Source organism: Streptomyces sp. NPDC091280, assembly GCF_044768565.1.
In the GTDB taxonomy this organism is placed as follows: domain Bacteria; phylum Actinomycetota; class Actinomycetes; order Streptomycetales; family Streptomycetaceae; genus Streptomyces.
This window is the reverse complement of the sequence record NZ_JBIVUZ010000009.1, coordinates 48,635-62,989: the sequence shown is the minus strand read 5'-3', so window position 1 is coordinate 62,989 and position 14,355 is coordinate 48,635. Positions and strand designations below refer to the sequence as shown.

At 72.0% G+C, this 14,355-nt stretch carries 14 protein-coding genes; 10 read left to right on the top strand and 4 right to left on the bottom strand.

Annotation, left to right across the window (positions count from 1 at the left end; all coding sequences use genetic code 11):
* Window positions 1–79: 79 nt before the first annotated feature.
* Both ACIQPR_RS26425 and ACIQPR_RS26420 read right to left on the bottom strand, forming a co-directional pair.
* Window positions 80–1,939: an AAA family ATPase gene (locus ACIQPR_RS26425; RefSeq protein WP_403652855.1), complete on the bottom strand. Its 1,860-nt coding sequence runs from the start codon at window positions 1,937–1,939 to the stop codon at window positions 80–82.
* Window positions 1,940–2,372: 433 nt separating this feature from the next.
* Window positions 2,373–2,993, bottom strand: a complete 621-nt coding sequence (locus ACIQPR_RS26420) for a uridine kinase (protein WP_403652852.1) — start codon at window positions 2,991–2,993, stop codon at window positions 2,373–2,375.
* Between the two features lie 229 nt (window positions 2,994–3,222).
* Between ACIQPR_RS26420 and ACIQPR_RS26415 the strand changes: the two genes are divergently transcribed.
* The 4 genes from ACIQPR_RS26415 to ACIQPR_RS26400 all read left to right on the top strand — a co-directional run bounded on the left by ACIQPR_RS26415 (window position 3,223) and on the right by ACIQPR_RS26400 (window position 6,980).
* Window positions 3,223–4,596, top strand: coding sequence for a peptidase C39 family protein (locus tag ACIQPR_RS26415; RefSeq protein WP_403652850.1), 1,374 nt, complete (start codon window positions 3,223–3,225; stop codon window positions 4,594–4,596).
* Between the two features lie 101 nt (window positions 4,597–4,697).
* The gene (locus tag ACIQPR_RS26410) at window positions 4,698–4,844 is read left to right on the top strand and encodes an SCO1431 family membrane protein (protein WP_403652847.1); all 147 of its coding nucleotides are present in this window, start codon (window positions 4,698–4,700) and stop codon (window positions 4,842–4,844) included.
* Window positions 4,845–4,909: 65 nt separating this feature from the next.
* A complete protein-coding gene (locus tag ACIQPR_RS26405; RefSeq protein WP_403652844.1) occupies window positions 4,910–5,569 on the top strand; it encodes a TetR/AcrR family transcriptional regulator in 660 nt (219 codons plus the stop codon).
* Window positions 5,570–5,798: 229 nt separating this feature from the next.
* Entirely contained in the window at window positions 5,799–6,980 is a 1,182-nt protein-coding gene (locus ACIQPR_RS26400) for an acyl-CoA dehydrogenase family protein (RefSeq protein WP_403652841.1), read from the top strand.
* Here ACIQPR_RS26400 and ACIQPR_RS26395 read toward each other — a convergent pair.
* Window positions 6,934–7,173, bottom strand: coding sequence for a hypothetical protein (locus tag ACIQPR_RS26395; RefSeq protein WP_403652838.1), 240 nt, complete (start codon window positions 7,171–7,173; stop codon window positions 6,934–6,936). The two genes, ACIQPR_RS26400 and ACIQPR_RS26395, sit on opposite strands and share 47 nt — an antisense overlap.
* Before the next feature lie 141 nt (window positions 7,174–7,314).
* Here ACIQPR_RS26395 and ACIQPR_RS26390 point away from each other — a divergent pair, with 141 nt between their 5' ends.
* Entirely contained in the window at window positions 7,315–8,415 is a 1,101-nt protein-coding gene (locus ACIQPR_RS26390; protein ID WP_403652835.1) for a hypothetical protein, read from the top strand.
* Window positions 8,416–8,427: 12 nt separating this feature from the next.
* Window positions 8,428–9,522, top strand: coding sequence for a phosphotransferase family protein (locus ACIQPR_RS26385; RefSeq protein WP_403652832.1), 1,095 nt, complete (start codon window positions 8,428–8,430; stop codon window positions 9,520–9,522).
* Between the two features lie 10 nt (window positions 9,523–9,532).
* On the opposite strand, the gene ACIQPR_RS26380 is transcribed toward ACIQPR_RS26385, so the two are convergent.
* Window positions 9,533–9,967, bottom strand: a complete 435-nt coding sequence (locus ACIQPR_RS26380; RefSeq protein WP_403652830.1) for a hypothetical protein — start codon at window positions 9,965–9,967, stop codon at window positions 9,533–9,535.
* A 269-nt stretch (window positions 9,968–10,236) separates the two neighbouring features.
* On the opposite strand from ACIQPR_RS26380, the gene ACIQPR_RS26375 reads away from it, so the two are divergent.
* From ACIQPR_RS26375 to fxsA, 4 genes are all read left to right on the top strand, one after another.
* Window positions 10,237–10,677: an Lrp/AsnC family transcriptional regulator gene (locus tag ACIQPR_RS26375; protein WP_043683290.1), complete on the top strand. Its 441-nt coding sequence runs from the start codon at window positions 10,237–10,239 to the stop codon at window positions 10,675–10,677.
* A 47-nt stretch (window positions 10,678–10,724) separates the two neighbouring features.
* Window positions 10,725–12,326, top strand: a complete 1,602-nt coding sequence (locus tag ACIQPR_RS26370; protein ID WP_403652826.1) for an amidohydrolase — start codon at window positions 10,725–10,727, stop codon at window positions 12,324–12,326.
* Window positions 12,327–12,859: 533 nt separating this feature from the next.
* Entirely contained in the window at window positions 12,860–13,672 is an 813-nt protein-coding gene (locus ACIQPR_RS26365) for a polyprenol monophosphomannose synthase (protein WP_403652823.1), read from the top strand.
* Between the two features lie 72 nt (window positions 13,673–13,744).
* On the top strand, window positions 13,745–14,305 hold the full coding sequence (gene fxsA, locus ACIQPR_RS26360) for an FxsA family membrane protein (protein ID WP_403652820.1): 561 nt from the start codon (window positions 13,745–13,747) through the stop codon (window positions 14,303–14,305).
* Window positions 14,306–14,355 lie beyond the last annotated feature (50 nt).

Sequence of the window (14,355 nt, the reverse complement as noted above, 5' to 3'; positions counted from 1 at the left end):
CTCCGCCGCGCGGGCGCGACCGGCCCCCGCCGGGCCGCAGCCGTGAATCGACAGCTCCACCCCACCCGGCGCGTACCGCTCAGCCGCCGGCGGGCCCCCGTCCCGACAGCACCTCGCCGTACGCCTGCATCAGGTCCGGCAACCGCAACGTCGACAGGTCGTCCCGCGTCAGCATCCCGGGATACACCGACAACCGCAGATCCCGGTACGCGCAGCTCTTCTCGTACAGCGTCCGCAGGAACCGCCCGTTCCCCAGCTCGTCGATCCACCCCTGGTCCACCACGTGCCCGGCGATGGACCGCAGTTCGTCCAACGCCTCCTCGTCCCACACGTCCCCGTTCTCCGCGGCCAACACCTCGCCGATGGAGGTGAGTTCGAGGGGACGGTAGGAAGGGAAGTCGACGCGGGTGGTGAACCGGGACGACAGCCCGGGGTTCGCGGCCAGCAGCCGGTCCATGCCCTCCGGGTAGCCGGCCAGTATCACCACGAGGTGGTCGCGGTTGTCCTCGGCCCGCTTCAGCAGCACCTGCAAGGCCTCGTCGCCGTACGCGTCGCCTTTGCCGTACCCGGAGTTGGAGAGCGAGTAGGCCTCGTCGACGAACAGCACGCCACCGATCGCGGAGTCGATCAGCTCGTTCGCCTTGACGGCCGTCTGACCCAGGTACTCGCCGACCAGATCGGCCCGCTGCGCCTCCACGAGATGGTCGCCGCCGAGCAGCCCGAGGGCGTAGAAGACGCGGCCGAGTATGCGGGCCACGGTGGTCTTGCCGGTGCCCGAGGGACCGGAGAAGACGAAGTGCCGTTTCGGCGGCTGGACCGGCAGCCCCTGCCCGGCGCGCAGCCGCGCCATGTTCAACTGCGCCGACAGCGCCTTGACCTGGCGCTTCACCGGCTCCAACCCCACCATGCGCTCAAGCTCGTTGAGCGCCTCCTCCAATAAGACCGGATCGGTGGGACCGGTGGGCAGCGGTGGGACCGGCACCGCGGTCTTCTCGCGCACCGAGTCGGCCGCCGAGGACAGCGGACCCGCCCCCGGAAGACCGGGCTCCGACAGTCTCAGATCGCGCCCCTCCACACCGAACAGCGGATCGAGCCCGTCCGGCCCCTCCAGCGCGTCCGCCCCGCCGGAGAGCGTGATCGCCGCCAGGTCGGTCATGTCCTCGGAGCCGTCGTACCCGTCGGAGTCGGTGATCGCGGCGAGCCGCGCCGAGGTGTCCATGAACGAGGGGTCGACGCGATGCACCGCCCGGTACAGGGGGAGCGCGGCGGCGCTGCGGCCGGTGCCCTCGTGGGCCCGCGCCAGCCAGTACCGCAGCTCCTTGCGCTGCGGCTGCTCGCTGCGGCAGCGCATCAGCGCGGCGGACAGCAGCGGCTCGGCCTGGCCGTACATCTCAAGCCGTACCCGGGCCATCCCGCCGAACAACCCGGCCTCGATGCCGAGGAGTTGGTCGTTCAGCAGCGGATCGGTGTGCCGGACCAGCTGCTCCCAGTCCTTGACCAGATAGGCCCGGCAGGCGTGCAGGAAGCGGACCTGGTGGTCGGTGTCGACGGGCGGCAGTCCGGCCAACGCGCGGTCCAGTTCGGGCACATGACGGCCGTCCAGCCAGTGCGAGGCGTGCGCGAGCAGCAGATCGCGCGGGCTCTCCAGCACCGGCTGGACCCACCAGCCCAGCCAGTACCAGGAGTTGAGCGTGCGGCGGTGCCTGGTGCGCTGTTCGCCGAAGCGTTCCCGGTGCCGGTACATCCGCAGCAGCGCGGTGGTCGTGTCGACGCGCAGCGCGTGCAGTCCGAGCCAGCCGTCGGCCATCCCGGGATCCATCCGTACCGCGGTGCGGAACTCCTCCTCCGCCTGCGGATAAGCGCCCATCGTGTAGGCGTCCACGCCTCGCAGCCACGCGAGGTCGGCCGGGGCCTCGGGGCCCTGCGTGCCGAAGTCCATCACGTCCCCCCACAAACCGTGCCCCCGTTGATTCGCCGCCGGGCCGGTGCCCGTCGGCAGTCTGGGTCGAACCGCTGTGCCGCGGACGGGAGTTGCCGTGGTGCGCGCAGCAGCCGTCCGTCGGTCGCACCCTGGGCATCGTACCTGCGGGGCAGTCGCCCATCGAAGGGTGCCGCACGGGCCGTTTGGCGAGGTGGGAGCAGATGGGGCGCACTCGGGACGGTGACCCAGGGTGAGCGAATCACGGGTCGTGGCGGCCGGAAACGGCGCTGAGAGCAGAACGAAGCCCCCGATCACGGGGGAACAACCGGGGGCTTCGCGATTCTGGGCGGCTCCGAACGGCCGCACGTTCAGAACGTAAGACCTGTACGGCCCCTGGGTCAAGCCGAGTTGAGGCACTCAGGCAAGTTCGCGGCTGACGGTCTTCACAAGTTCAGCACACTGCGGGCGGTTCGTCACGGTGGGTGATCTCGTGGTCCGGTCCAATCGTCCCGGAGGGCCCCGGCAGCACCTCGTACCCCTTCTCCAACTGCCGTACCAGCACGTCCGCGTACGGCCGCGAGGGGTCCTCGGAGAAGTGTTCGCGTTCCGCCTCGACCCACCCGTCCCAGAAGTCCCGCTGCTCCCTCCCGTCCCGCAGTCGTCCCCGTGCCCAGGACTCCTCCCGGGGCAGCTCCATCCACAGCAGCCGCGCGAGGAACGGGCGTACCGCCCGCCGCCCGGCGCCGACGCCCTCGATCAGCACCACGGGCGCGGAGGGCAGCGCGCGGGGCGCCCCGAAGCGTCGGGCGCGCCAGTCGTAGGGGGCGTAGCGGGCGCTCTCGGCGCGGCCGAGCGGGGTGATCACCTCGTCCAGCAGCCGGTCGGTCCAGCCGAAGAGCTCGTCGTGGGTGGCGAGGTCGTCCAGGTGCAGCACGGGTGCCCCGCCCAGGGTGGCGGCCAGCCGTCCGGCGAACGTGGACTTCCCGGAACCGGCGTGTCCGTCGACACCGACGAGCCGGACCGGGCCGCAGGACGGTGGCAGCCGGCGGAGCCGCTCGGCGAGGTCGCGCATGACTGGTCCCGAAGGTCGTGGGCTGATGCCGCAGGTCGCTCCCGCATTCTACGGAGCGGCGGGCTGCGCCCCAGGTCATGCCGGTGGTCGACGCCAGTGGTCGAGACCAATATTGGTCGGCGTGACATGGCTCGTGGTGCTGGCAGGGGCCCGCCGCGGACGTACATAGTGGGCGCACAACCGCGTACTGGATCTGTCCCGACTCGGAGCATCTGGGGGTCTTCCGCATATGAGCAGAGCCGAACATCCGTCCCGTAGGACCGTCCTGGCCGCGGCGGTCGGCGCCGTCGTGGTGAGCGGCGCGGGCCCCGCGGCGGCCGACAGCGCGACCGGCGCCGAGCCCGCCGACCCCGACCGGGGCCAGGCCCCGACGCCCACGGTCGAGTACCACGCCTGGACCGCCTACGACGACTGGTGCCGCGGCACCGCCCACGGCACCCGGGCCGTCCCGGGCACCCGCCCCGGTCTCGCCATCGCCACCGCCCTCGGCGCCGTCGCCTACGCGGACCCGCACACGGGCCGGACCTCGAACTGGGAGTACGCGACCTGGACGTCCCCCGTGCACACGCTCTCCGTCCCCGCGACGGAGGCCGTCGCCTCCTGGAACGCGCACACCCCCGCCGGCACCTGGCTCCAGGTCGAGCTGCGCGGCACGTACTCCGACGGCACCGACACCCCCTGGTACGTGATGGGCCGCTGGGCCGCCGGCGACCAGGACATCAGGCGGACCTCCGTCGACGACCAGAAGGACGGCAGATCCGCCGTCTGGACGGACACCTTCGCGATCGACGACCCGACCACGGGCCTGCGCCTCGCGTCGTACCGGCTGCGGCTGACCCTCTACCGCGAGCCGGGCACCGGGCTGACCCCCACGGTGTGGCGGCTCGGCGCGATGGGCTCGGACGTCCCCGACCGCTTCACCGTCCCGGCCTCCACCCCCGGACTCGCCCAGGAACTGGTCGTCCCGCGCTACTCGCAGGAGATCCACACCGGCCAGTACCCCGAGTACGACAACGGCGGCGAGGCCTGGTGCAGCCCCACCTCCTCGCAGATGATCATCGAGTACTGGGGCGGCCGGCTCACCCCGGAACAGCTCGCCTGGGTCGACCCGTCCTACGCCGACCCCCAGGTCGACAACGCGGCCCGCTTCACCTACGACTACCAGTACCAGGGCTGCGGCAACTGGCCGTTCAACGCCGCCTACGCGGCCACGTACCCGGACCTCCAGGGCGTGGTCACCCGGCTCCGCTCCCTCACCGACCTGGAGACGCTGATCGCGGCGGGCATCCCGGCCATCACGTCGCAGTCGTTCCTCAGCAGTGAGCTGACCGGCGCGGGATACGGCACGGCCGGCCATCTGATGACCGTGATCGGCTTCACCGCCGCCGGTGACGTGATCGCCAACGACCCCAACTCGCCCGGTGATCCGGCCGTCCGTCGCGTCTACCGGCGCCGCGAGTTCGAGAACATCTGGCTGCGCACCAAGCGGTACAACGCCTCCGGCAAGCTCTCCTCCGGTACCGGCGGCGTCTGTTACCTCTACTTCCCGGCGCGGCCGACCGCCCGCCAGCGCGCGGCACTCGCGGCGGTGGGCGTGCGCTGACGCGGAGCCTGTGACCAAGGTCTCCGGCTCGAAAGGCGATATGGATGGCAAGGTGGACAGAACGGGGGAGTCCACCGCACATCCGACCTCTGCGAGCCACCATGACCGCACACTCAGCCAGCGCCGCCCGCACCCGGACCCGCACCGGCGGCCCCAAGGACGATGGTCCCAAGATCGTCGAACACGTGATGGGCTGGACCCTCGTCGTGGTGATCGCGATGCTCGTGGCGCAAATCGGCCTGCTGTGACCTGACGCATACTTGACCTGCCATACTGCGGTTGACCAAGCCCAGTTGGAGAGCCAGAGTCGAAATTGGAAATCAGTCAGCAGCGTGACGTCGCACGCCCCCGGGCCCGCGGTACCGAGCGTTCCTTGGCGCGCCGCGCCGAACTCATCGCCATCGGCCGGAAGTTGTTCGCCGACACGTCCTACGACGCGCTGTCCATGGACGACATCGCGCGGCAGGCGCATGTCGCCAAGGGGCTGATCTACTACTACTTCCAGTCCAAGCGCGGCTACTACCTGGCGATCATCAACGACTCCGTCGCCGACCTCGTGACCTTCGCGGCGAGCGGTCACGAACTGTCCCAACTCGACCGCGTCCAGCGGACGATGGAGAGCTATCTCCGCTGGGCCGAGCACAACCAGGCCGCCTACCGCACCATCGTCAGCGGCGGCGTCGGCTTCGACACCGAGGTGCACGCCATCCGCGACGGAGTGCGCGCGGCCATCGTCGAGACCATCGCCGACGGCGCCTACGGCCGCCGCGACATCTCCCGCCTCGCCCGCATGGGCCTGTTCGGCTGGGTGTGCAGCGTCGAGGGCGCGACCCTGGAGTGGATCAGCGGCCCCGACCTGTCCCGCGAGACGATGCGCGAACTCCTCGTGAAGACCCTCGGCGGCACCCTGCGCGCGATCGAGGAACTGGACCCGACGTATCCGGCGCCCGCCCCGGCCCGCCGGGACGGCTGACGGGGCGCGCCCGGCCCGTTCCGGACGCCCGGACCGTTCTCGGAGCGAGCGGTCGTCGACCCGTGACGACGCACCTCCGAACGGGCATACTCACAGCGCACAGCCGCTGGTCAGCCGCTTCCGAGACCCGGGAGCGGGAGCAGCGGCACGCCCGTGCGACACCCGGCGGACCCGCCTCGACCCCAGGCGTACGCCCGCCGCCGTGCCCGACAGGGAGGAGAGCGTCGCCATGCCCGACCGTGCCCCGCAGCCGGTGGACCGGCAACTGCCCACGGACGAGGCCCGGGATCTGATCTCGCTGGCCCGCGACCTCGCGCGGCGCGAGGTCGCCCCGAAGGCGGCCGAGGAGGAGGACGCCGGACGCTTCCCGCGCGAGGTTTTCACCCTCCTCTCCCGATCGGGACTGCTCGGCCTGCCCTACGACTCCGGCTACGGCGGCGGCGACCAGCCGTACGAGGTCTACCTCCAGGTCCTCGAAGAGCTCGCGGCGGCCCGCCTCACCGTCGGCCTCGGCGTCAGCGTCCACTCCCTGTCCTGCCACGCGCTGGCGAACTACGGCACCAAGCGGCAGCAGGTCGAGCACCTGCCCGCGATGCTCGGCGGCGGACTGCTCGGCGCCTACTGCCTCTCCGAACCGTCCTCCGGCTCCGACGCGGCCTCCCTGCGCACCCGGGCCGTGCGGGACGGCGAGGACTGGGTGATCGACGGCACCAAGGCCTGGATCACGCACGGCGGCATCGCCGACTTCTACACGGTCATGGCCCGCACCGGCGAGGACGGCCCGCGCGGGATCAGCGCCTTCCTGGTGCCCGGTGACGCGCCCGGCCTCAGCGGCGCGGCGCCGGAGAGGAAGATGGGCATGAAGGGCTCGCCCACCGCCCAGGTCCACTTCGACGGCGTCCGGGTCCCCGACGGGCGGCGGCTCGGCGAGGAGGGCCAGGGCTTCGCCATCGCCCTGTCCGCGCTGGACTCCGGACGGCTCGGCATCGCCGCCTGCGCGATCGGCCTGGCCCAGGCCGCGCTCGACGAGGCGCTGGCGTACGCCACCGGACGGCAGCAGTTCGGGCGGCCGATCTCCGACTTCCAGGGGCTACGCTTCATGCTCGCCGACATGGCCACCCAGATCGAGGCGGGCCGGGCGCTCTACCTCGCGGCGGCCCGGCTGCGCGACACGGGCCGGCCCTTCGCCAAACAGGCCGCCATGGCCAAGCTGCACTGCACCGACACTGCCATGAAGGTCACCGTCGACGCCGTCCAGGTGCTCGGCGGCTACGGCTGCACCGCGGACTTCCCGGTCGAGCGCTACCTGCGCGAGGCCAAGGTCCTCCAGATCGTCGAGGGCACCAACCAGATCCAGCGCATGGTCATCGCCCGCCACCTAGCGGGTCCCGAAGCCCGCCGAACTGGCTGAGCCCGACCGGCGCCTTCGCCAGCCGCACCCACTCGGGGTCGTCCCGCCCCGGCAGGGTGCGGCCCCGGTCGGCCCAAGTCCGCATGAGATCACGGTAGATGGGCGGATCCTGCGGCTGCGGCGACGCCGGCTGGACGGGTGCGGGGACGAAGATACGGCGCCGGCGCTCGGCCGACGCATAGGTGGCGGTCATACCCGGGCAACGTAAAGGCGCGTTGACAGGTCACCGGCGCGGTTAATCGAGCGTGAGTTCACCGGCGTACGGCGCCCGGGTCTGGCTACCGCACGCGAGCTGACGTACCGTCACCTCCACTGTCCCCAGGGGAGGTTAGCCGTGGCAGACGACCGTCCCGTGCCCCTCGACGAGTACCCCGTGCACCAGGTCCCGCTGTCGATGAAGCATGTCGCGACCGGTGACCGGAACGCCTACGACCGCTGCATCTTCCACGTCCTCGACCACGAGGGCCGCGCCCTGCTCATCCTCGGCCTCGGCGTCTACCCCAACGTCGGCGTGATCGACGCCTACGCCACCCTCCGTACCGGCGACACCCTGCGCGCCGTCCGCGCCTCGGACGCCCTCGGCGACGACCGCATGCACCTCGCGGTCGGCCCGCTGCGCATCGAGGTCGAGGAACCGCTCCACCGCCTGCGCCTGCGCTGCGAGGACAATTCCCTGTCCTACGACCTCACTTGGACCGCGGAGTTCCCCGCGCTGTGGGAACCCCACCACGTCCAGTACCGCGGCGACCGGCTCACCCTCGAAGGGCGCCGCTTCGTGCAGGCGGGCGCTGTGGCGGGCGTGATCCGGGCAGGGGACGAGGAGTTCCGGGTCACCGCCGAGGGCTGGACCGGTACCCGCGACCGCAGTTGGGGCGTACGGCCCATCCCCGGCGAGGAGGGCGGCCGGCTCGCCGCGGACCACCCGACCGAGGGCTTCCACTGGATCTGGTGCCCGGTCCGCTTCGAGGACCGGTTCCTCATGGTCATCGTCCAGGAGGACGCCGACGGCCACCGCACCCTGAACGAGGCCACCGTCGTCCGCCCCGGCCACCGCGACCGCCAACTCGGCTGGCCCCAGACCGAGATCACCTACCGCTCCGGCACCCGCCACCCCGAGCGCGCCCTGATCCACCTCGGGGACGCCCGCAAACCGCAGGAACTCGACGTGGAGATCCTGACCTCCTCCCCGCTCGCGATCGGCGCCGGCTACCCGCCCGCCGACGACTGGCAGCACGGCACCTGGCAGGGCCGCGGGTGGACCGACACCCGCACCTACGACCTCACCCGCCCCGCCCCGCTCGCCGCCTACGGCGTCACCGACCACGCGGCCCGCTTCCGCCTCGACGGCCGGGTGGGCCACGGCATCTTCGAGCACGGCTCCTTCGGCCGCCACGACCCCAGCGGCTTCACCGGCTTCGACTCGGTCGCGCCGTAGAGGAGTTGACACATGGCCACAGCACCGCGCCCCCGTACCAGTACCCGTGATCCCGAGGAACTCGCCCAGCGTCTCACCGCCTGGCTCGACAGTCGGCTGCCCGGCGCCAAGGCCGTCGACGTCACGGTCCCCGCGTCGAACGGCATGTCCAGCGAGACCCTGCTCTTCGACCTCGAACACCCCGAACCACCGCTGCGCGCCTGCGCGTTGAGACTCGCGGCCGACCCGGCGGCGTACACCGTCTTCCCGGTCTACGACCTGCCGCGCCAGTTCCGCACCCTGCGCCTGGTCGCCGACCGCACGGACCTGCCGGTACCGCGAGTCCACTGGCTGGAGGAGGATCCGGGACCGCTCGGTGCCCCGTTCTTCGTCATGGAACGCGTGGCGGGACGCGTACCGCCGGACGTCATGCCCTATACGTACGAGGGTAATTGGCTGCACGCGGCGACCGACGCGGAACGGGAACACCTGGAGGCCGCCTCGGTCGGACTGATCGCCCGACTGCACGACCAGGTCCCGCCGTCCGAGGCGGAGTTCCTCGCACTCCCCGGCGAGGGCGACGCCCTGAGCCGGCACGTCGCGTCCCAACGCGCCTACTACGAATGGGTGGTTGACGGACTCGCCCGCTCACCGCTCATCGAGAGCGCCTTCGACCGGCTCACCGAACTCTGGCCCGCCGACCCCGGCGGGACGGTCCTCAACTGGGGCGACGCGCGCATCGGGAACGTCGTCTACGACGGGTTCGACCCCGTCGCCGTCCTCGACTGGGAGATGGCGGCCCCGGCCCCGCGCGAGGTGGACCTCGGCTGGACGGTCTATCTGCACCGCTTCTTCCAGGACCTCACGGTCGCCTTCGGACAGCCGGGCCTGCCGGAGTTCTTCCGCCGGGACCGGGTGGAGGCCCGGTACGCCGAACTCACCGGCCACACCCCGCGCGACATGGACTTCTACACCCTGTACGCCGCCCTGCGGCACGCGATCGTGATGCTGCGCATCGCCTACCGACAGGTGCACTTCGGGGAGACGGCCGTCCCGGCGGACCCGGACACACTGATCCTGCACCACGCCAGCCTGCGGGCTATGGTGCGGGGCGGCTACTGGGATTGAGCGGGAGCGCTCAGGCGGCGCGGCGCATGTCGGGCACCCGCATCGGGCGCGAGCTGGGGCCACCGACGTGCGAGAAGGGCTGCGTCCGCCAGTCGAGGCCCTGAGGGAGCGTCAACAGCAGCGCGGTGTCCTGCTCCTGAAGCTCCGCGGACTCGTCGGCGGACCGGGCGTCGGCCGCCTCACGGCCCGTACCGGCGCAGACCGTCAGCCCGAACGGGTTCCACGGAGAGGCGCACAGCGCGTGCTCCGGCAGGACCTCCTCGTCCGCGAGGAGCGCGATGGGCTGCACGCAGTCCGGGCAGATCACCCGGTACATCTCGAACGTGTCGTACTCGTCGAGCTCATCGGCCTCGAAACCGTCGGGTTCGACGCCCTCCGGCTCGGAATCGACGACGAGCTGGGGGCGCTTGGGCGCGGTACGACCAGGGCGCTTAAGACTCTGCATGGGTTTCTCCCCCTACTGGGCTGGGCCGTGAAGGCGCTGCGGCCTCGACCACAGCAAGCACTTCCCGTCCCGTATCCGCGGTAATCACGAGAACATCACGGAGACCCTCCGGGGCCTGTGGCGTTCGTCACATGCCGCCCGCAGATGCTCTCGGTGGCGGGTTTGTCCCCAGCTGACTCACAGACTGCGCGCCGCCACATCACGAACCGGGTATGGCCTGCGCCGCCGAGGTATCGGAGGAGATCAGCCGCCATGTAAGTTCTTGCGCCATGGAGGAGCTGGACCGACAAATCGTGCAGCTGCTCGTCAAGGACGGGCGGATGAGCTACACAGACCTGGGCAAGGCCACCGGCCTGTCCACGTCGGCCGTGCACCAGCGGGTGCGCCGGCTGGAACAGCGTGGCGTCATCCGCGGGTATGCCGCGGTGGTCGACCCGGAGGCGGTGGGGCTGCCCATGACCGCCTTCATCTCGGTGAAACCGTTCGACCCCAGCGCCCCCGACGACATCGCGGACCGGCTCTCCGGCGTCCCCGAGATCGAGGCCTGCCACAGCGTCGCCGGCGACGAGAACTACATCCTCAAGGTCCGGGTCTCCACCCCGCACGAACTGGAGGAGTTGCTCGCCCGGCTGCGCGGCCTCGCCGGGGTCTCCACCCGGACCACGGTGGTGCTCTCGACACCGTACGAGGCCCGCCCGCCGCGCATCTGACCGACCTGCGTGCGGGAGTGCGCGGGCGAGGCGCGAGACTGTTCCCCATGAGTGAGCGCACCCCCGAACCGGCCACCGTCCTGCTCCGCCGAGGCGAAGTCCACAGCCCCGCCGATCCGTTCGCGACCGCGATGGTCGTGGAGCGCGGCCAGGTCGCCTGGGTCGGCTCCGAGGGCGCCGCCGACGCGTTCGCGGACGGGGTCGACGAGGTCGTCGACCTGGACGGCGCGCTGGTCACCCCCGCGTTCACCGACGCACACGTGCACACCACCGCCACCGGGCTCGCGCTCACCGGCCTCGACCTGTCCGACGCGCCCTCCCTGGAGTCGGCCCTCGCCCTCGTCCGGGACTTCGCCGCCGCCCGTCCGGCCGACCGCGTCCTGCTCGGCCACGGCTGGGACGCCGCCCGCTGGCCCGGAGGCCGCCCGCCCACCCGCGCCGAACTCGACACGGCCACCGGCGGACGCCCGCTCTACCTCTCCCGCATCGACGTCCACTCCGCGGTCGTCAGCACCGCCCTGCTCGACCTCGTCCCCGGCTTCGACGCCCCGGACGGCCCCCTCACCGCCGACGCCCACCACACCGTCCGCGCCACCGCGCTCGCCGCCGTCACCCCGCGCCAGCGCGTCGAGGCCCAGCGCGCCGCCCTCGCCCACGCGGCCTCCCTGGGCGTCGGCTCGGTCCATGAGTGCGCCGGGCCCGACATCTCCTCCGAGGACGACTTCACGGACCTGCTGCGGCTCGCCGCCGAGGAACCGGGGCCGCGGGTCGTCGGCTACTGGGCCGAACAGGACGTCGAGAAGGCGCGGGACCTGGGCGCCGTAGGAGCGGCCGGGGACCTCTTCGTGGACGGGGCGCTCGGCTCGCACACCGCGTGTCTGCACCAGCCGTACGCCGACGCCGGGCACACCGGTGTCGCCTACCTGGACGCGGACGCCGTCGCCGCCCATGTCGTGGCCTGCACCGAGGCGGGACTCCAGGCGGGCTTCCACGCCATCGGGGACGCCGCCGTGACCGCCGTGGTCGAGGGGATCCGCGCAGCCGCCGAGAAGGTCGGCCCGGCCCGCGTCCGCGCCGCCCGGCACCGCGTCGAACACGCCGAGATGCTCACCCCGGAGGCCGTCGCCGCCTTCGCCGAACTGGGCCTGACCGCCTCCGTGCAGCCCGCCTTCGACGCGCTGTGGGGCGGTGCGGAGGGCATGTACGCCCGGCGCCTGGGCGTGGAGCGGGCCCGCTCCCTGAATCCCTTCGCGGCCCTGCTGCGGGCCGGGGTCCCGCTCGCCTTCGGCTCCGACAGCCCCGTCACGCCGATCGACCCCTGGGGCACGGTCCGCGCCGCCGCGTTCCACCGGACGGATGAACACCGGATCTCCGTCCGCGCCGCGTTCACCGCGCACACGCGCGGCGGCTGGCGGGCCGTAGGACGGGACGACGCGGGTGTCCTGGTGCCGGGCGCGCCCGCCGACTACGCCGTCTGGCGGACCGACGCCTTGGTGGTGCAGGCGCCCGACGACCGGGTCGCGCGCTGGTCGACCGACCCGCGCTCCGGCACACCCGGACTGCCCGACCTGACGCCGGGCGGGGACCTCCCTGTCTGCCTGCGGACCGTCGTGGGCGGACGGACGGTGTTCGTACGGCCGGGCGAGTGATCTCCCGGGGTGGCGCGCCCCCGTTCCACGCCCGCCGCCCCGTCGCGCGACCTGCGCATCCTCCGCCCTGACCAGCCATTTGGGGGAGAAAGCGCAGATCAGACGGCTGTTGACAGGCGGGCGCAGGGGGCCGGTAGGTTCGTCCGAGTCCACCACCGGACGCCCGACCGGGGAACCTCCGAACAATCGCCGAAGCGCCGCTGGGTCAGGGACGGTGTGCCGCACCGGGCACCGCCACTGGGAGCCAGGCTCAGCGCTCGCGCCACGGCGAGGGAACGTTCCGGCCGGTCGGCTGGTGTGACCCGGGTGGGGCCCGGACGTCCAGTAGACAACGGCTTTGGTCGACCCGCAGCCGGCGGGTCCCAGGTCGGCCCGAAGGGCGCCGGGCCCCCATCCGCAGCACACCAGTACCCAAAAAGCACAGTCTTACCCCGTTCTTGTCGAATCGACACCACCGTACGAACGACGTGGCACGTCATCCCAGGCGGCGGCCACTATGGTGGACGCCTGCGTACGGACATGAAGGGGCAGCAGTGAACGACGGCGACGGAGCCCTCGCGGCACAGGCCCAGGGGCGGAAGTTCGGCCCGCTCGGCACGGCCTTGGTGATCATCCCGACCTACAACGAGGCGGAGAACATCAAGTCCATCGTCGGGCGGGTGCGGAAGTCGGTCCCCGAGGCTCACGTCCTCGTGGCCGACGACAACAGCCCCGACGGCACGGGCAAGCTGGCCGACGAGCTGGCGGCCGAGGACGAACAGGTCCAGGTCCTGCACCGCAAGGGCAAGGAAGGCCTCGGCGCCGCCTACCTCGCGGGCTTCCGCTGGGGCATCGACAACGGCTACGGGGTCCTGGTCGAGATGGACGCCGACGGCTCCCACCGGCCCGAGGAACTGCCCCGGCTGCTCACCGCCCTCAAGGGCGCGGATCTGGTGCTCGGCTCCCGCTGGGTGCCCGGCGGGCGGGTGGTGAACTGGCCGAAGTCCCGCGAGTTCATCTCCCGGGGCGGCAGCCTCTACTCGCGCGTGGCCCTCGACCTGCCGCTGCGCGACATCACGGGCGGCTATCGCGCCTTCCGTCGCGAGACCCTCGAAGGCCTCGGCCTGGACGACGTGGCCTCCCAGGGCTACTGCTTCCAGGTCGACCTGGCCCGCCGCGCGGTCAAGGCCGGCTACCACGTCGTCGAGGTCCCCATCACCTTCGTGGAGCGCGAGCACGGCGACTCCAAGATGAGCCGGGACATCCTCGTCGAGGCCCTGTGGCGGGTCACCACGTGGGGTGTGGGGGAGCGGGTCGGCAAGCTCCGCGGCCGGGCGAACCCCGGGCGGAAGCCCTCACAGCCGTAGCCCCGGGACCGCACAGGCCTCGTTGATCGTCCCCTTATCCCGCACTGAGCCGGGCCCAGGCACACTGGACGTATGACGACTGGCGCATCCACCCCTTCCTCAGCCGCCCGACCGCCGCGTTCCCGGCTGCGTACGTTCCTGCCGCTGGGCATCGCGGCGTGGCTGGTGCTGGAGATCTGGCTGCTGACCGTGGTGGCGGGCGCGTCGAGCGGTCTCACGGTCTTCCTGCTGCTGCTCGCCGGGTTCGTGCTCGGCGCTGTGGTGATCAAGCGGGCCGGCCGGCGGGCCTTCCAGAACCTGAGCCAGGCCGTGCAGCAGGGCACAGCCCCGGCCAGTGGCGGTGGCAGCGGCCTGATGATGCTGGGCGGTCTGCTGCTGATGATCCCCGGGCTGATCTCGGACGCGGCGGGGCTGCTCCTGCTCGTGCCGCCGGTCCAGAAGGCCCTGGCGCGGTTCGCGGAGCGCACGGTCGAGCGGAAGCTGCGCAGGGCCGCCCCGGGCACCCTCGGGGACGCCTTCCAGCAGGCCCGTATGCACCGCCCGGACGGCAAGGTGGTCCAGGGCGAGGTCATCGTCCGGGACGAGCCCGGCGCCGACGCCCCGCAGGGCCCGCGCCCGCCGCTCACCGGCTGACATCCGGGCAGCGCAAAGCGCGGGCGCCGTACAGATTCGTACGGCGCCCG